The sequence below is a fragment of the Rhodoferax sp. U2-2l genome (assembly GCF_020594515.1).
Classification (GTDB): domain Bacteria; phylum Pseudomonadota; class Gammaproteobacteria; order Burkholderiales; family Burkholderiaceae_C; genus Rhodoferax.
This window is the reverse complement of sequence record NZ_JAJCTH010000011.1, coordinates 19,794-35,922: the sequence shown is the minus strand read 5'-3', so window position 1 is coordinate 35,922 and position 16,129 is coordinate 19,794. Positions and strand designations below refer to the sequence as shown.

Genomic DNA, 16,129 nt, shown 5'->3' with positions numbered 1-16,129 from the left:
GCCCTACAACAGCCAGAGGTTTGCGCCCAAAATGACGACCACCAGCATCACCGTGGTGACGATCCGTGCGGCCATGAAGCCGCGTATGTTTTGGGCAGCACAGTGCAGGGAGCGCAGATGGCGGTTGCCGCTTTGACAGTGGTCCAGGTGCTCGCCCAGGGTCAGCAGGTCGATCGCTGAGGTGTCTGTGACGAGACCGTTCGATGCCGTGCTCCAGCAGTGGGGTCGGTAAGCAAAGGTGTTCATGGAGTGGCCCTGGGTTAAGGTTGGCAGTGGTGGCGCGCGGTTGGGGCGTGCCGTCATGGGCTGGGGAGTCGTTGGCTGGAGTATGGGCAACGGGGCCCCGGGGGGTCTGTGCGGTGCCGAACAATGGTGGCGGCAGGCGGGGTTCGCCAGCGCACAGACCGCGCTGGCGGCACGGATTTACCGTGCAAGTCTTCTACAGGAATGACCATGCCTCATTTGCAACTCTTCGAGACCCGTGTGCCGCCGCCATCTCCCTGGCACGCCAGCCCCCTGGCCCAGCCAGACACGGGCGGCCGGCAGGTCAGTGAAGAGTTCTTGCGTATGCTCAAGGTCTATCGGCACAGCGGCGGCCTGTTGCGGGCGCCAGAGGCCGCGGCCCGCTGCAAGCCACGCAGCGGCGCCGATGCCACGATGCTGGCGCTCTGGATCCGCCAGCGCAAAGTGGTCAGCTTTGAGTGGTTGTCACGCGTCTGGCTGCCGGTGTTCCAGTTCAACCGCCATGACATGTCGCGCCAAAGGGGGCTGGACGCCGTGCTGTCGGAACTGACCGGGGTTCACGACGATTGGGCGCTGGCCGGGTGGATGTCCCAGCCCAATGCCTGGCTGGCGGGCGCCACACCCGCTGACACGTTGGCCAGTGCGCCCTGCGAGGTGCTGCAAGCCGCCCGTGCGCAGCGCTGTGTGTTGGCCCAATAGGCCCGTCACAGGCCAAGATCGTCACGCCGGTGATCTGGCCTGCGCTTGGGAAAACCCAAAGGCTGTGATCCCAAGCTGCTGACCGGCTTATTTCTTGCCAAAGACCAGGTAAACGGGGTCGTCCGAGGTCGCGTGGCGAACCTGCGCGTTGTCGAACGCCGCAAAGCCAAACCCGTAACGTGCGCCCAGGTCGGTGAACTGCACGTCAAACTTGCTGCCTGTCACCAGCTTGCGGCTGACCACCGAGGTGTGCATGCCATTGGCATAGCTGTTGACGGTTTGCACGTCACCCCGGTCGGTGCCGGTCAGCGGGTTGATGATGATCGAGGCCACTTCGTCGCCCGCTTTGAATTGGCTGTCGTCAAACGCAACTTCATCACCGCGCTTGATGTAGTAGTTGCCACCGGCATTGGCCGCCTTGGCATCACGTGCCATGAACTGCGGTTTGCCCTCGACCAGGGGCACATTGGTGTATTCACCGCCCTTCGGGCCTGGGTCACCTTTGCGCCCGGCATTGGGTGAGGTCTTGGGGTCATACCGGGTGTCGTCGGTGTACTGGTCGTCCACATAACCGAGCGGGCCGGTGCGCTGGCCTTTCATGTGCCACATGTCGAGCAATTGGCCCGGCAGGTTGGTGTATTTGTTGCCGTAGGGTTTGGTCTGACCCTCGTGGCAGGCCATGGCGCAGCCTTCCTTGTCAAAGGCCTTGGCCGTGTCAGCATTGACCGGCCACAACACGGCCCATTTGTCCTCGTAATACAGGTTGTCGTCGCCACCCTTGTCGGCCGGGTCCTTGAGCTTCTTCCAGGAGCCGTCGGCCTGCTTCTGGTACGGGCCACGGCGCACCGAGTTGGTGGGGTCTTTGTACTGGACCAACATGTACAACATGTCCGCGGTATAGGCCGCTTTCAGCGTCACAACCGACTCGCCCTTGTCGCCGGGTTTGGCGCCGAAGTTGACACCCCCGGTCAATTCGGCCGACAGCGGTTTGGCCTTGGCCCAGACCGGGTCAGCGGCACCCGCCGCCACGTTGGGTGCGGTGGTGGTGAAGCTGGCGACCAGGGTGTCGGGTGCGGTTGTGTCCTGGACCGATTGGCAGCCGAGCAGGGCCAGTGTCGCCAGGGTCACGGCGCCAACGCTGAGCAAGGGAGTGTTCTTCATGAAGATGTCCTCGTAGAGTAAAAAATGAACACCAAAGTGTCAGAAACATCTTTGATGCAGTTCAACCCGTGCAAGCTGTGTGCCATTGCCAAGGCGGCTGATTTGGGGGGTGAAAGGCTGACTTGGTGGCGGATACCGCTGTTTTGGGCCGGTTGCCCGCTGCCAGTCACAACAGCTGTCATCACAAAATCGTGACAGGTGTCACGATTTCGAGACAACTTGGGCGCGCTCCAGATGGCCGTAAATGTTCTGCCGCGCAACACCGGATATCCGCGACGCTTCCGACACGTTGCCCCCGGCCGCCTGCATCAGGCTGGAAAAGTAGGCTTGCTCGAACTGCAGGCGCGCCTGGCGGTAGGGCAGCAGTTGGTTTGGTACTGCACTGCCAGCGGCAACGGCAGCCGCGCCGGCGGCGCTGTGCACTCCCAGGTCAGCGCTGGCAATCGGGCCACCGGAATTGACCACCACGGCGCGCTCCATGGTGTGTTTGAGTTCGCGCACATTGCCCGCCCAGGGCGCGTTTTCCAGCAGCGCCAGGGTGTCGGCCTGCAAGGGGCCGGCCTGTTTGTTGAACTTGCGGTTGAAGTGGTCCAGAAAAAACAGGCACAGCGGCACGATGTCTTCGCGGCGCTCGCGCAGTGGCGGCACGTGCAGGGGAACCACGTTGATACGGTAGTACAAATCCGCGCGAAACCGGCCGGCTGCCACCTCCTGGTCCAGCGGTTTGTTGGTGGCGCAGATCAGCCGGAAGCTGGACGGCCGCTGCACCGTGCTGCCCAGCCGCACAAAGGTGCCTTCCTGCAAGACACGCAGCAGGCTGACTTGCATCTTGGGGCTCATGTCGGCAATTTCGTCCAGCACAATGGTGCCGTTGTCGGCCTCTTCAAAGTAACCCGCCGTGGTTTTGGCGGCGCCCGTGAAGGAGCCTTTTTCGTAGCCGAACAACGCGGCTTCCATCAGCGACTCCGACAGCGCCCCACAGTTCAGCACCTTCATCGGGCCGCTGGATCGCGGGCTAAGCGCGTGCAGCGATTTGGCAATCACTTCTTTGCCGGTACCGCTTTCGCCCTCGATCAGCACGGTGGTGTCCAGCGGTGCGGCCTGGCGCATCTGCACCAGCAGCCGCTCCATCGCCACCGAACGGCTGATGATGATCGGGTCGCCCGCCTGCGCGGCCAGCGTCTGTTTCAGGTCGGCAATCTCGCGGTAGGCGCGGTCCATCTCCAGCGCCTTGGCCACGGTGGCTTCCAGCGCCTCCAGGTTGTCAAAGGGTTTGGTCAGGTAATCAAACAGGCCGTCGCGCACGGCGCGCATGGCATCACGCACCTCGGCATGGCCGGTGACCATCAGCGCGGTCTGCTGCGGGCGCTGTTGGCGCATCTCGGCAAACAGGTCCAGCCCGTTGCCATCGGGCAGGCGCTGGTCCAGGATCACCAGATGAAAGTCGCCCAGCCCAAAGGCCTGGCGGGCTTGCGCCACGCTGGCCACGCAGACCAGGTCGATCTGCCCGCCGGGGCGAAACAGGTTCTCGAACAGCTTGCGGGTGAACGGATCGTCATCGACCAGGAGCACGTTGGACTTCATGGGGTGGACTCCAAAGGCAGCCAGAGACTGAAGCGGGCGCCGCCTTGTGCCAGATTCTCAGCAAGAACCACGCCGCCGTGCTTCATGGCGATGTGTTGCGCCACCGACAAACCCAGGCCAGTGCCGTGGGCACGGGTGGTGAAAAAAGGCTTGAACAACTTGGCCGCAGTCTCGGCGCTGAAACCGGGGCCAGAGTCGGTGACGCTGATCTGCACACCGGCAACGTTGGCGCGTGGCGTCAGCGTCAGCGCCACCTGCACCGGCGCGTCGGGGGCCGACAACACGGCGTTGTGGATTAGGTTGAACAAGGCCTGGCGCACCAGCACCGCATCCACATGGAGCTTCACCTCCTGCTGGGGCGCCACAAAGTCCACCGCGTGCTTCAAATCAATACTTTGGTGGCAAAAGGTGATGGTGTCCTGCACCAGCGCGATGAGGTGGGTGGGTGCCAGGGTGGAGCGTGAGGTCTGGTTGATGCGCAAAATCCGCTGGACGATGTCGCGGCACTCGGTGCCTGCCTTGCGCACCTCGGCCAACAGCTCGGCCACACGTTGCGGGTCGTGCACCTCGCGTTCGGCCAGCTGGCTCAGGTTGATCACGCCGACCAGCGGGTTGTTCAGCTGGTGGGCAATTTCCCCCACCAGTTCACCCATGGCCGACATCTTGGCGAGCTGGACGATGCGCTCGTGCTCACTGGTCAGTTTGCCCAACTCGGATTCAGCCACTTGCTGGCGCCGATAGGCCACACTGAAGACTTTGTACAGCACCAGAAACAGGATCAGCCCGCCGCCGCCAATCACCGCCCACAGCAGCACCAGCCCGTGCTGGATGGTCTGGTTCAGCGCATGGGGGTTGCGGTACAAGGACAGCACCCCAATGACCTGCGTTTGCGCCTGCGGCCCGGTTTGCGGCGTGGTCTGCGAAAAAATGGGCACATAACACTCAATCGTCCCTTGGGAGCCCTGGCCCTGCTGGCTGGCCTCAAACCGGTCTGACACCGGGTTAAAAACCGCTTGCACCACCCCCTGCATGGCCAGTGCCAGCCGATCCGGGTTGTCGGTCTGCCGGGTGCCGACCAGATCGGGGTCGTCCGACCAGATGACTGTGTTCTCGCGGTTGAACACCTTGATGCGGGCGGTACCGGGCAAAAGGGTCAAGGTTTTGAAGATCTGTTCAAAACGCTGTCTGGCTTGCCCGTCGGTGCCGTGCTGCATGTCCGCGGCAGTGAGGGCCTGCTCCACCGTGAGCGCTTCCACCAGGTCCTGCACGATGGCCGCTTCCCGGTCGATGATGGATTGCCTGAAAAACGGCGCCTGAACCCAGCCGGTTCCCACCACCATGGCCATGATCATCAGAAAACTGACCGCGGCGAACAGCCGGGGCGGGGGGGTGGCTTTCAATGTCAGGCTTCCTGGTCGCAGTCGGGTGGGCGGCTGAGGATGATAGTGCAGCCGTCGCGGCCGATCTGCCTCGTGGGTGGGATTCCAATGGCTGTGGGCTGGGTTCTACAGACATCCACGCCTACATCTGCAACCGGCAGGGCGACCGGGTCAGGGGCGTGCGGTTTTGGGGCCAAATCACGCGCGGGGCTGGTGCAACAGTGCGCCAAGCTGACCGGACGCGCGCCTTTGGCCCCAAAGCCCGGTCCCCCGACCCAATCGCCCTGCCTTGACGCTGTGGGTGCTGGAGGACGTCGATGCGAAGACAGGCAGTAGCGTCACGCAGCCGGATCGTCTGTCAGGTTGGCCGAGTCACCATTCAGCCAACCGTGCCGGGTAGTTTTTGGTGTTTCTTTGCCGACTCAACACCGCCAAGGCGTGGTGATTGGGTCAGGTGACCGGGCTTTGGGGTGCAAGGCGCGCGTCCAGAGCCATGGGCGCACTGCTTCACCAGCCCCGCGCGTGATTGCACCCCAAAACCGCACGCACCTGACCCAGTCGCCGCGCCGTTCAAAGCGACAGCTTGGGCGCACCCCGGCTGGCCAGCTGGCATTCAAGGTGGCTCAGGCCGGGCGGCTGGCTCGCCTGCGCCAGGCTTTTTCAAGCTCTACCACCCCGCCCACCACGGCTGCGGCACCCAGGCAGATGGCCAGTTCACCCAGGCTCAGCGGCTCGGTTTTGAAGATCGGGTTGAGCAGCGGCACGTAGATGGTGGCCATTTGCAGCACAAAGGTGAGCAGCACCGCGCCCAGCAGCGGTTTGTTGCTGAGCAGGCCCAGCGTCCACAACGCGTCGCGCTCGGAACGGATCGCCATCACATGCACCATCTGCGACAGCGTGAGCACGGTGAACACCATGGTCTGCCAGTGGGCATGGCCGGTGGACAGCGCCCAGGCCTGCACCCCCAGGCACAGGGCGCCGATCAGCAGGCCCACGCCCAGAATGTGCTGCCACATGCCGCCAGCAAACAGGTTCTCTTTGGGCGGGCGCGGTGGGCGCTGCATCACGCCGCGCTCGGCGGGCTCCGCCGCCAGCGCCAGGCCGGGCAGGCCGTCGGTGACCAGATTCACCCACAAAATGTGGATCGGCAGCAGCGGGATCGGCAGCATCAGCAGCGGGGCCAGAGACAGTGTCCAGATCTCGCCCGAGTTGCCGGTCATGGCGTAACGGATGAACTTGCGGATGTTGTCAAAAATGCGCCGCCCCTCGCGCACCGCCGCCACGATGGTTGCGAAGTTGTCGTCCAGCAGCACCATGCTGGAGGCTTCGCGCGCCACGTCGGTCCCGCCCAGCCCCATGGCTACCCCAATGTCGGCGCGTTTCAGGGCGGGCGCGTCGTTGACGCCGTCGCCGGTCATGGCCACGATCTGGCCGCTGGCCTGCAGGGCTTCGACGATGCGGATTTTTTGCGCCGGGTCGACCCGGGCGTACACGCGTACCTCGGCCACGCGGGCCAGCAGCGCCGCGTCATCCAGGTCGGTCAGGTCCTGGCCGGTCAGCACCGGGGCCTGATCGTCTTGCACAATGCCCAGCCGCTGGGCAATCGCGCGGGCAGTGGCCGGGTGGTCACCAGTGATCATCACCGGGGTGATGCCCGCGCTGATGCAGTCACGCACGGCGACGGCGGCTTCAGCGCGTGGCGGGTCAATCAGCGCGATCAGCCCGAGAAACTGCAGATGGCTCTCGATGGCCTGGGTGGCCTGCGGGGCGTCCAGCGCGTCGCCGGTGGGCAACACGGCATGGTCGCGCCGTGCCAGCGCCAGCACCCGCAGACCTTGGGCGGCCAACGTGTGGGCCTGGTCCATCACGGCGGCACCGTCCAGCGGCACGCTGCCGCCCGGTGACCATTGCGCGCTGCAGTGGGTCAGCATCGACTCCGGCGCGCCCTTGGTGTAGGCGACAAACCCGCTGCCCACCCGGTGCAGCGTGGTCATGCGTTTGCGCTCAGAGTCAAACGGCAGTTCCTGCACGCGGGGCCAATGGGCCTCCAGCGCGGTCTTGTCCAGAGCGGCCGTGGCGGCGGCGTCCACCAAGGCGGTCTCGGTCGGGTCGCCCTGCCAGGCGCTGGCGGGTCCGGCGGTGTCGTGGCCGCGTTGGGCGTCGTTGCACAGGGCGGCAGCGCGCAGGGCTTCCAGCACCACCGGCCCGGGCGACGCTGCGCCGGGTGTCCAGGTGGCAAGCGGCGTCCACAGCAGCTCGGTCTGCATCTTGTTTTGCGTCAGGGTGCCGGTTTTGTCGGAGCAGATGGTGGTGACCGAGCCCAGGGTCTCGACCGAAGGCAGGCGCCGCACCAGCGCTTTGACCGCCACCATGCGCCGCGCGCCCAGCGCCAGCAGCACGGTCACCACGGCGGGCAGCGCCTCGGGAATGGCGGCCACCGCCAGGCTGATGGCGGTGAGTGCCATCAGCAGCGGGTCTTCGCCGCGCCAGATGCCCGCGGCAAAAATCAGCACACAGATGCCGATCACTCCCACCGCCAGCCGTTTGCCAAAGGCGGCCAGGCGGTTTTGCAGCGGGGTGCTGCGGTCGTCCTGGTCCAGCAGTTGCGCCACCTTGCCCAACTCGGTGGCCATGCCGGTGGCTACCACCAGGCCATGGCCGCGGCCGGTGGTGACGGCGGTGCCCTTGAAACCCATGTTGAGCTGGTCACCCAGCGCGTTGCTGGCGCCATCGGGCAGGGTGGCGGTGTGTTTGGCCACAGTGATCGATTCGCCGGTGAGGGCCGACTCGTCCACCTGCATCTGCGCCACCTGGATCAGGCGCAGATCGGCCGGGATTTGGCGGCCCGCGTCCAGCAGAACGATGTCGCCTGGCACCAGCGCGCTGGCGGGCACCACCTGCGATTGGCCCCCGCGCCTGACGGTGGCCTGCGCTGCGGCGAGCTTTTTCAGCGCGGCGATGGCGCGGTCGGCACGCCAGCTCTGCACAAAACCAATCACCGCGTTGAGCACCACAATCACCAGAATGGCCACCGTGTCGATCAGGTCGCCGATGACCCCCGACACCACGGCGGCCACCAGCAGCACCAGCACCATGAAATCAGTGAACTGGGCCAGCAACAGGCGCCACGGGCTGCGCAGCGCCTGGCTTTGCAGCTGGTTGGGTCCATGGCGGTCCTGGCGCCGCACCACCTCGTCGTGTGACAAACCCTGATCCGGGTCCACCGCGTGTTCGCGCAGCAGGTCTTGCACATCGCGCTGGTGCCACGGGCGGGGGGTGGTGGCGTCGGTCATGGCCAATCGCCTGCGGGTGATGGCGGTCAATGTTATTGAAACCCCATGCTGGAGCGCATTTGCACGGGCAACAACGCCTGCAGCGTGTGCACCTGGCGCTGCAGCACCTCGATGCGGTTGAAGTTGTCCAGCAGCATGGCGACGGTAAAGAGGTCCAGATCGAAATCCTGGCGCAGTTTGGCCGCCCGGCGCAAGGGCGTCACCCAATGGGCGCTGAAGGCACGCTCAGGCTCGGCGGTGGTCACGGGTTGCAGGGCGCAATAGTCCACCAGTTCATCGAGTTCCGCCTCGCTCATGCCGCAGCAGTGCGACAACTCGGTCAGGCTGACGGTCTCCCGGGTGTCGAGCCAGCGCCATTCAGTGGGTTCTTGCGTCATGGGGTGTTCCCGTTGGGGTTGCGCGGGTTGAAGTGTGAAATGCGGGCCAGTTCCAGGTACAGCGCCCGTTCGGCCTCGGTCAGCTGGGTCGGGATGTCGATGTGAACGATGGCATACAGGTCACTGCGGCCTTCGGCCAATCCACGTCCGCGCAGGCGCAGTTGGCGACCTGATCGGGTACCGGCGGGCACCGTCAGCAGCACCGGGCCGTCCAGCGTGGGCACTTCGAGTTCGGCGCCCAAGGCGGCCTCCCATGGGGCCAAAGCCAGGTCAAAGTACAGGTCCAACCCGTCGGGTCGGAACACCGGGTGCGGTGCCAGGGCGATATGCAGGTAGATGTCACCATCGGGCCCGCCGTGGCGGCCCGGGCCGCCTTTGCCGCGCAGGCGCAGTTTCTGGTCCTGACGCACCCCCGGCGGAACGGTGACTTGCAGCGTGCGCTGGCCCGAGGCATCGGCCAGTTGCAGGCTGACGGTGGTGCCGTGGCGCGCGTCATCCAATGACAGGGTGATGGTGCTTTCGAGATCCTGCCCTTTGACCGGGCGCGGTGGTGGCGCCTGGCCGCGTTGCCCGCGGTGGAGCGAGGCCAGCAGGTCGGCCAGGTCCAGGTCTTCAAACGATGACCCACCGGCGGCGAAGTCTTGCTGCCATTGCGGCGGCGGCGAGAACTCGGCACCGGCGGGCGGATGGCCCAGCTCGTCATAAGCAGCGCGTTTGGCGGTGTCCTTGAGGGTGGCGTAAGCCTCGGCGATGTCTTTGAAGCGGGCCTCGGCACCGGGCGCCTTGGACATGTCCGGATGATGGGTGCGGGCCAGTTTGCGGTAGGCCTTTTTGATCTGATCCAGATCGGCGTCTCGGGGCACACCCAGCGTCTCGTAATAGTCTTTGTATTTCATGATGAGGTGAGGTGAGGTGATATGCGATGCGGGTCAGACCACGGCGCCAAACAGCGCGCCTGCACCCGCCGTGATGGCCATCGCCAGCGCGCCCCAGACGACGACACGCGCGGCGCTGGTGGCGATGCGGGTGCCACCCGCCCACGCGGCCAGTGCCCCCAGCGCGGCCAGAAACCCCAGTGACGAGCCACTCAGCCAGACCATCAGGTTGGCCTGCGGCGCCGCAGCGGCGATGCCCAGTGGCAGCGCCGCACCCACGGCAAAAGCGGCCGCCGAGGCCAACGCAGCCTGCACCGGTTGCGCGCTGAAGGTGGCTGACATGCCCAACTCGTCGCGGGCATGGGCGCCCAGGGCGTCATGCTGCGTCAGTTGTGCCGCCACCTGCTCAGCCAAAGCGGCGTCCAGCCCGCGCTTGACATAAATATTCGCAAGTTCCCTCAGTTCTGCACTTGGGTCGGCGGTCAGTTCGGTTTTTTCGCGCGCCAGGTCAGCCTTTTCGGTGTCGGCCTGGGCGTGCACCGAGACATATTCACCCGCTGCCATCGACATTGCCCCCGCCACCAGCCCGGCTACCCCGGTCATCACCAGCGTGCTGTGGCTGGCTTGGGCCGCCGCCACACCCATCAGCAGACTGGCGGTGGAGACAATGCCGTCATTGGCGCCCAGCACCGCCGCCCGCAGCCAGCCGATGCGATCAGATCGGTGGTATTCCTGGTGGCGACGATGGATGAACATGAGGCGAGCTGGATGGGTGAGGGCAAATGCCGTGTGTCAGGATTTTGGCCGCGTTGACGCTGAAAAATCCTGGGTGCCCAGGCGGATGCGCCAGACCGCGATGAACATGGCCGCAATCACCGGCCCCAGCACAAAACCGTTGATGCCAAACACCGCCATGCCGCCCAGCGTGGAGAGCATCACCAGATAGTCGGGCATGCGGGTGGCTTTGCCCACCAGGATCGGGCGCAGCAGGTTGTCCACCAGCCCGATCACCAGCACGCCGTAAGCGATCAGCGCCAAACCTTGCCACAGCGCACCGCTGAGCAGCAAGTACACCGCCACCGGCAGCCAGACCAGCCCGGCGCCGATGGCGGGCAGCAGCGACAAAAAGGCCATCAGCACGCCCCACAGCAAGGGCGCGTCCACCCCCAGCGCCCAAAACCCCAGCCCGCCCAGCGCGCCCTGGATCATGGCCACCAGCAGGTTGCCCTTGACGGTGGCACTGACCACGGTGCTGAAGTCAGCCAGCAGCGCCTGCTTGTACACGGGCGCCAGCGGCACGGCATTGCCCACCACTTTCAGCATGTCCTGGCCGTCGCGGATCAGGAAAAACGACAGGTAAAGCATGATGAACACGCTGGCCACCCATTCAAAGGCGTTTTGTCCGACGCTGAAGGTTTGCGTGGCAATCGCCTGGCTGCCCTGCGTGAGCGCTTCGGTCAGCCGACGTTGCAGGGTGTTGAAACTGACCAGGCCAAAGCGGTCCAGTATCGCGGTGATGCTGTCGGGCAAGGCATTAAAAACGCCCCGAAAGTAGCGGGTGGGGTCGAGTTGGCCGGTTTGGAGTTGCTGGTAAATCGCGGCCGCCTCCTGCACCAGCAGTGCAGACACCAGCGCCAGCGGCAGCACCACGACGATCAGCGCGGCCAGCAAGGTGATGAAGGCAGCAATATTGCGCCGCTGGCTCACCCGCGGCAGCAGCCAGCGGTTCAGGGGCCAAAACAGCACGGCCATGATGGCGCCCCACAGAATGGCGCCGTAAAACGGCAGCAAGATGGCACCCAGCGCCAGCGACACCACCAAGAGCATTGCGGGCAGCGCCCGCAGGTCGCGCCGCGGTCGTCCGGACGGATCAGGCGGTAGCTGGGGCGTCATGGTTTGGGTTGGGCCACCCAGCGCGCGGCCGCCAGCGCCGCCAGCACGCCCGACATGGACAACCAGCGCCAAGGCCGCACCAGCACCAGCACAGCGCCGACAGCGGCTGCGCCCAACACCAGGCGATACGGATGCTTCTGTGCCACCGGCTGCAGCACCCCGTTGGTGGCTCTTGCCACCAGCGTCGTCGCGACGGCAAAAGGTTGTTTTTGCCACCACGCTTGAAGCAGGTTGATCAGGAAACCTGCCTCGGGGTTGGCTTTGAGGCCGTGCAGCCAGGGCCGGGGGGCAGTGCCCGGCGTGCCCGACGCATCAACGTCGGGGCGCGACTCGGTCTGCGCCAGCGCCAGGCGCAGGCGCTCGCGCGACTGGGCCAAGCGTTCACAGGCACCGGGCTGGGCGCTCATTGTGTGCCCGCCGAACGCAACATGGCCATGTCGGCGCTGAGTTGCCGCGTCAGATTGGCAAAACTCTCACTGCCTGCGGGCTGGCGCGCCAGCAGCAGGCAAACCACCGCCAAACCCAATGGAACCAGTGGTACGGCCACCAGCACCCATAGGGCCCGGTCTGGCAGGCCGGGCGATACCGCCCACAGCATCAGGGCGCTGCCGCCCAGCACGGCGGCCACACCCAGGCCACACAAGGCTGTGGCCAGCAGCAGCGCCTGGCGTCGCCAGCGCTGGCCTGCCAGGCCCAGCTCTTCGTGTGTGAGCACGGCATAGGCCTGCAAGTGGTCCACCAGCATCTGGGGCTGGGTGGCCAGCAGGGTCAGCAAGGGCGGCAACGGCACGCTGGCTTTCAGTGGTGGCTGCGTGAGCGGGCCACCAAGCTGACCAGCGCCATCAGGGCGGCACCGGTGGCGGCGGCAATCAGCACCGATTTCACCGGCTCGTGCCGGATGTAGCTGACCGTGTTGTCCGAGGCGCGCTCGGCCTTCAGGCGCAACTGGTGCGAGGTTTCGCGCACGCTGTCCACGCCATGGCGGGCAAACGAGCTGACCTGTTCGCCGGCGCGGTCAAGCACCGGTGTGGCCTGGCGGCGCAGGTCATGCATGGCGTTGGCGAGGGTTTTCAGGGCGTCATTGGCAGCGCGCTGGCTGGTTTGGATGGCCTGGTCTGCCGAGTGGGCGGCTTGGTTGACCAGGGTGTCGGTGGTGTTGGTATCGGACATGAAATTTCCTTTGAGGTGCGTGAAAAGGGGGCAGATGTGGACCAGGCTGAGCGCCTAAAACCCTTTGACCGATCCGAAAATGATGCTGATGACGGCCAGGACGATGAAGACGAAAAACAAAATTTTGGCGATGCTCACGGCACCGGCGGCAATGCCACCAAAGCCCAACACGCCTGCAATCAGGGCGATGATGAAAAAGACGACGGCGTAATACAGCATGGTGAACCTCTCGTTGTTTTTAAAGAAGTCGACCATACCGGGGAGGCCACGGGGGGTCTGTTCGCCTGCGCACATAGGCGCCGGGCGACCCGGCCCCGGGTGGCACCCTGCCTAGCTTTTGCGCAGTTTGAGCAGGTCCAGCGACAGCGCCGTGCCGCACAGGATGACGGCGCCGCAAATCAGCATCCAGCTCGTGACCGATTCACCCAGCAGCAACACACCATAGAACACCGCAAACACCGGGATCAGGAAGGTGACGGTGAGCGAGGCCGCTGCCCCCATCTTTTCAATCAGCCGGAAATACAACACGTAGGCCACACCGGTGCACAACACACCCACGGCCAGCAGCGCCAGCCAGGCTGTGGCACCGGGCATCACTGCCGGCCACAGCCACACCGTGGGCAGCGCCAGCCCGAGGGTGGCACCGATCTGGCTGCCGGTGGCCACCACCAGCGAGGGCACGCCGCCCAGATAACGCTTGGTGTAGCTGGCCGAGATGCCGTAGCACAGGCACGCCACCAGGCAAGCCACCACCGCCCAGCCGCTGGACAGGCCCGAGGCATCCGGCTTGAAACTCGCTTTGCCCCAAGCCAGCATGGCCACACCCACAAAGCCGATCAGCAAACCGATGATCTTGAGCCCGTGCGGCCGGTCTTTGAGCCATACCCAGGCCACCAGCGCGCCAAACAGCGGCACGGTGGCATTCAGCAGCGACGACAGCCCGGTGCTGATGGCCAGCAGCGCGTAGGCGTAGCAGGCAAACGGCAGGCCCGAGTTGAGCAGTCCCAGAAAGAGAATTTTTCGCCAGTGCACCATCAGCGTGGACCCCTGCCGGCGCGCCAGCAACAGCGGCAGCAGAAACAGCGCGGCAATGCCAACGCGAATGCCTGCCGTGGGCAAAGGCCCGAATTCGGCGGCGCCCAAACGCATGAACAGAAACGACGCGCCCCACAGCGCGGCCAGCAGGAGAAATTCAAGGAGCCAGGGTTTTTTCGGGAGCGAGGTCAAAGAGCGCCTTCAAGTTGCAGCAGGGCGGTTTTGCGGGGCAGGCCACCAGCGTAGCCCGTGAGGCTGCCGTTTGAGCCCACCACGCGGTGGCAGGGCACGATGATACCCAGCGGGTTGCGGCCCACGGCAGCGCCCACCGCGCGCACGGCGGCAGGTTGGCCGATGCGCCGGGCCAGCTCGCCGTAGCTGCAGGTCGTCCCCACCGGGATGCCTTGCAGTGCCTGCCAGACCGCCTGCTGGAACGACGTGCCGGTCGTGGTGTCGAGTGGGACGTCAAACGTCTGGCGCTGTCCGGCGAAGTACTGGGCCAGTTCCGCTGCGGCCTGGGTCAGCACCGGGTGATCTGGCGCGCTGGCGCAAGGGGTGAGGTCAGGCAGATGCGCCTGGTTGTCAAACCAAACGCCCACCAGCCGGTCGGCGCTGGCAGCCAGAAGCAGGCGGCCCAGCGGGCTGGCGATGCTGGCCTGAACGGTGTTTGCGGGAATTTTCATGGTGTGGTCGCCTTCCGGTCGTTGTTTGTCAGGGCCAATGGTTGGGTTCATCCGTGTCCATCGGACGTCTGGTGTGTGGCCTGGCCCGTCGGTGCTGTGTCAGGCAGACGCGCCCAGGCACGCATCACGGCGTAGCTGCGCCAGGGTTGCCACGCGCTGGCGGCGGCCAAGGCTGCTTTGGCCGGTGAGGGGGCGCCCTGCACCGCCAGTGCTTTGTGCAGCGCCACATCGCCAGCCGGAAAGGCGTCGGGCCAACCCAGCGCGCGCATGGCGATGTACTGCGCGGTCCAGTCACCCACACCGGGCAGGGCCAGCACATCGCGCAAGGTTGGCGCCAGTGGCGCGCCCGTGTGCAGGGTCAACTGGCCGTCAGCCACCGCCCGCGCCAAAGCGATGATGGCGCCTTGGCGTTGTTTGACGATGCCCAGCTGCCCCAGATCATCGCCCGTGGCGTTTGCCAGCGTCTGCGCACTGGGGAACAGCCGGTTCAGCCCGGTCATGGGGGTGGTGATGGGTTCACCAAAACGCGCCACCAGCCGGTTGCACACCGTGCGCGCCGCAGCCACGGTGATTTGCTGGCCCAGCACGGCGCGCACCGCCAGCTCAAAGCCGTCCAGCGTGCCGGGCAGGCGCAGACCATCCGATTCGGGGAAATCGTTGTGCAACACCGCGTTGATGGCCAGCGGGTCGGCGTCCAGGTCCAGCAGGTGGCGCACGCGCACCATCACCTGCGGCAACGCTGGCAGCAGCGACTCACTCACCGTGAGCCTGACCCGGCAGCGCGGCGCATCAAAACAGGCCGTGAGCCAGCCGCTGATGCGCTGCCCGTCCAGTGCCACCGACAGCGTGCTGGCCAGACTGGCCTGGGTGGGGGACAGCGTGGCCAGCTCCGTGCCGGTGAGCTGGCGCCTTTGAAAAAATTGCAGCAAAGCGGCCACGTCATAAGGCGGGCGGTAACTCAGAACCACCGTCAGTGGCAGCTGCGGGCTGGTGGAGGGTGTGGGTGCGCTGGCCGAGCGCCGGTCGCGGCGCAGTTGCGTCGGGTTCAGACCATACTGGGCTAAAAAGACCGCATTGAACCGGCGCACGCTGGCAAAACCACTCATGCGCGCCACTTGCGCCGCAGGCAGCCGGGTGTCGGTCAGCAACTGTTTGGCGCACAGCAGGCGGCGGGTTTGCAGGTAACGCAGCGGCGACACACCAAACCGGGCCTCAAAAATGCGCCGCAAATGCCGATCGCTGATGCCCAGACGTTGCGCCACGGGTCCGATGCCTTGTGCCGCCACCGATCCGCTGGGCGGCGCGTCCAGCAGGGCAGCCGCCTGGCCGGCCAGGATGCTGGAGGCGTCCTGCATCGACCAGGCGGGCGGGTGGGGCACCCCGCCACCGGGCGCCAGCTCGGGTCGGCAACGCAGGCAGGGCCGAAAGCCCGCCAACTCGGCCAGCGCCGCGTGCGGGAAAAAGCGGCAGTTCTCCCGCTTGGGGGTACGCACCCGGCACACCGGGCGGCAATAAATGCCGGTGGAGGTCACGCCGGTGAAAAAGCGGCCATCAAAACGGGCGTCCCGCGCTTTCAAGGCCAGGTAGCAGGCATCGTCAAACGGCAGGTTGGGGGTGGCGGTCATGCGGCGGATGATACGGTTGCCCGCGTTGTTTTGGGGGGTCAAAGTAGCCGTTTCCGGACATGTGCCCGCGCCCGGTGCCGACCCTACAATTCAGGCCAAAAATGCCAGCCCG

At 65.5% G+C, this 16,129-nt stretch carries 17 protein-coding genes; 1 reads left to right on the top strand and 16 read right to left on the bottom strand.

The genetic code is table 11. The features are described 5' to 3' along the window. Positions 1–3 precede the first annotated feature (3 nt). Positions 4–246 (bottom strand): hypothetical protein, encoded by a 243-nt coding sequence (locus tag LHU53_RS11135; protein ID WP_227332731.1) that lies wholly within the window; start codon positions 244–246, stop codon positions 4–6. Positions 247–453: 207 nt separating this feature from the next. Between LHU53_RS11135 and LHU53_RS11130 the strand changes: the two genes are divergently transcribed. Continuing rightward, positions 454–942, top strand: coding sequence for a hypothetical protein (locus LHU53_RS11130; RefSeq protein WP_227332730.1), 489 nt, complete (start codon positions 454–456; stop codon positions 940–942). An 87-nt stretch (positions 943–1,029) separates the two neighbouring features. On the opposite strand, the gene LHU53_RS11125 is transcribed toward LHU53_RS11130, so the two are convergent. The 15 genes from LHU53_RS11125 to LHU53_RS11055 form a co-directional block, all read right to left on the bottom strand. Next, on the bottom strand, positions 1,030–2,103 hold the full coding sequence (locus LHU53_RS11125; RefSeq protein WP_227332729.1) for an ethylbenzene dehydrogenase-related protein: 1,074 nt from the start codon (positions 2,101–2,103) through the stop codon (positions 1,030–1,032). A 201-nt stretch (positions 2,104–2,304) separates the two neighbouring features. Continuing rightward, entirely contained in the window at positions 2,305–3,687 is a 1,383-nt protein-coding gene (locus LHU53_RS11120; RefSeq protein WP_227332728.1) for a sigma-54 dependent transcriptional regulator, read from the bottom strand. Further along, positions 3,684–5,087, bottom strand: a complete 1,404-nt coding sequence (locus LHU53_RS11115) for a sensor histidine kinase (protein WP_227332727.1) — start codon at positions 5,085–5,087, stop codon at positions 3,684–3,686. Before LHU53_RS11115 ends, LHU53_RS11120 begins: the two co-directional genes overlap by 4 nt. 602 nt (positions 5,088–5,689) lie before the next feature. Beyond that, entirely contained in the window at positions 5,690–8,359 is a 2,670-nt protein-coding gene (locus tag LHU53_RS11110; protein ID WP_227332726.1) for a cation-translocating P-type ATPase, read from the bottom strand. A 32-nt stretch (positions 8,360–8,391) separates the two neighbouring features. Next, positions 8,392–8,736 carry a chaperone modulator CbpM gene (locus LHU53_RS11105; protein ID WP_227332725.1) on the bottom strand — a complete coding sequence of 115 codons (345 nt, stop codon included), beginning with the start codon at positions 8,734–8,736 and terminating at the stop codon, positions 8,392–8,394. Further along, on the bottom strand, positions 8,733–9,632 hold the full coding sequence (locus LHU53_RS11100; RefSeq protein ID WP_227332724.1) for a DnaJ C-terminal domain-containing protein: 900 nt from the start codon (positions 9,630–9,632) through the stop codon (positions 8,733–8,735). The genes LHU53_RS11105 and LHU53_RS11100 overlap by 4 nt, the downstream gene beginning before the upstream one ends. A 33-nt stretch (positions 9,633–9,665) precedes the next feature. After that, a complete protein-coding gene (locus LHU53_RS11095) occupies positions 9,666–10,367 on the bottom strand; it encodes a VIT family protein (RefSeq protein WP_227332723.1) in 702 nt (233 codons plus the stop codon). A 36-nt stretch (positions 10,368–10,403) separates the two neighbouring features. Next, positions 10,404–11,504, bottom strand: coding sequence for an AI-2E family transporter (locus LHU53_RS11090; RefSeq protein ID WP_227332722.1), 1,101 nt, complete (start codon positions 11,502–11,504; stop codon positions 10,404–10,406). Then, positions 11,501–11,911: a hypothetical protein gene (locus tag LHU53_RS11085; RefSeq protein WP_227332721.1), complete on the bottom strand. Its 411-nt coding sequence runs from the start codon at positions 11,909–11,911 to the stop codon at positions 11,501–11,503. The genes LHU53_RS11090 and LHU53_RS11085 overlap by 4 nt, the downstream gene beginning before the upstream one ends. Next, positions 11,908–12,294 (bottom strand): hypothetical protein, encoded by a 387-nt coding sequence (locus LHU53_RS11080; RefSeq protein ID WP_227332720.1) that lies wholly within the window; start codon positions 12,292–12,294, stop codon positions 11,908–11,910. The genes LHU53_RS11085 and LHU53_RS11080 overlap by 4 nt, the downstream gene beginning before the upstream one ends. Before the next feature lie 8 nt (positions 12,295–12,302). Next, positions 12,303–12,674, bottom strand: coding sequence for a hypothetical protein (locus LHU53_RS11075; RefSeq protein ID WP_227332719.1), 372 nt, complete (start codon positions 12,672–12,674; stop codon positions 12,303–12,305). 54 nt (positions 12,675–12,728) lie between these two features. Beyond that, positions 12,729–12,893, bottom strand: coding sequence for a DUF1328 domain-containing protein (locus LHU53_RS11070; RefSeq protein WP_227332718.1), 165 nt, complete (start codon positions 12,891–12,893; stop codon positions 12,729–12,731). Positions 12,894–13,004: 111 nt separating this feature from the next. Further along, the gene (locus LHU53_RS11065; protein WP_227332717.1) at positions 13,005–13,901 is read right to left on the bottom strand and encodes a DMT family transporter; all 897 of its coding nucleotides are present in this window, start codon (positions 13,899–13,901) and stop codon (positions 13,005–13,007) included. After that, positions 13,898–14,392: a methylated-DNA--[protein]-cysteine S-methyltransferase gene (locus LHU53_RS11060; protein ID WP_227332716.1), complete on the bottom strand. Its 495-nt coding sequence runs from the start codon at positions 14,390–14,392 to the stop codon at positions 13,898–13,900. The genes LHU53_RS11065 and LHU53_RS11060 overlap by 4 nt, the downstream gene beginning before the upstream one ends. Before the next feature lie 47 nt (positions 14,393–14,439). Further along, entirely contained in the window at positions 14,440–16,017 is a 1,578-nt protein-coding gene (locus LHU53_RS11055) for a DNA-3-methyladenine glycosylase 2 family protein (RefSeq protein ID WP_227332715.1), read from the bottom strand. Positions 16,018–16,129: the final 112 nt, after the last annotated feature.

Bases quoted from the DNA above. Each gene is read 5' to 3' on its own strand.
- LHU53_RS11135 (WP_227332731.1), bottom strand. From the start codon at position 246: ATGAACACCTTTGCTTACCGACCCCACTGCTGGAGCACGGCATCGAAC.
- LHU53_RS11110 (WP_227332726.1), bottom strand. From the start codon at position 8,359: ATGACCGACGCCACCACCCCCCGCCCGTGGCACCAGCGCGATGTGCAA.
- LHU53_RS11055 (WP_227332715.1), bottom strand. From the start codon at position 16,017: ATGACCGCCACCCCCAACCTGCCGTTTGACGATGCCTGCTACCTGGCC.
- LHU53_RS11105 (WP_227332725.1), bottom strand. From the start codon at position 8,736: ATGACGCAAGAACCCACTGAATGGCGCTGGCTCGACACCCGGGAGACC.
- LHU53_RS11070 (WP_227332718.1), bottom strand. From the start codon at position 12,893: ATGCTGTATTACGCCGTCGTCTTTTTCATCATCGCCCTGATTGCAGGC.
- LHU53_RS11100 (WP_227332724.1), bottom strand. From the start codon at position 9,632: ATGAAATACAAAGACTATTACGAGACGCTGGGTGTGCCCCGAGACGCC.
- LHU53_RS11120 (WP_227332728.1), bottom strand. From the start codon at position 3,687: ATGAAGTCCAACGTGCTCCTGGTCGATGACGATCCGTTCACCCGCAAG.
- LHU53_RS11095 (WP_227332723.1), bottom strand. From the start codon at position 10,367: ATGTTCATCCATCGTCGCCACCAGGAATACCACCGATCTGATCGCATC.
- LHU53_RS11075 (WP_227332719.1), bottom strand. From the start codon at position 12,674: ATGTCCGATACCAACACCACCGACACCCTGGTCAACCAAGCCGCCCAC.
- LHU53_RS11125 (WP_227332729.1), bottom strand. From the start codon at position 2,103: ATGAAGAACACTCCCTTGCTCAGCGTTGGCGCCGTGACCCTGGCGACA.
- LHU53_RS11090 (WP_227332722.1), bottom strand. From the start codon at position 11,504: ATGACGCCCCAGCTACCGCCTGATCCGTCCGGACGACCGCGGCGCGAC.
- LHU53_RS11060 (WP_227332716.1), bottom strand. From the start codon at position 14,392: ATGAAAATTCCCGCAAACACCGTTCAGGCCAGCATCGCCAGCCCGCTG.
- LHU53_RS11130 (WP_227332730.1), top strand. From the start codon at position 454: ATGCCTCATTTGCAACTCTTCGAGACCCGTGTGCCGCCGCCATCTCCC.
- LHU53_RS11085 (WP_227332721.1), bottom strand. From the start codon at position 11,911: ATGAGCGCCCAGCCCGGTGCCTGTGAACGCTTGGCCCAGTCGCGCGAG.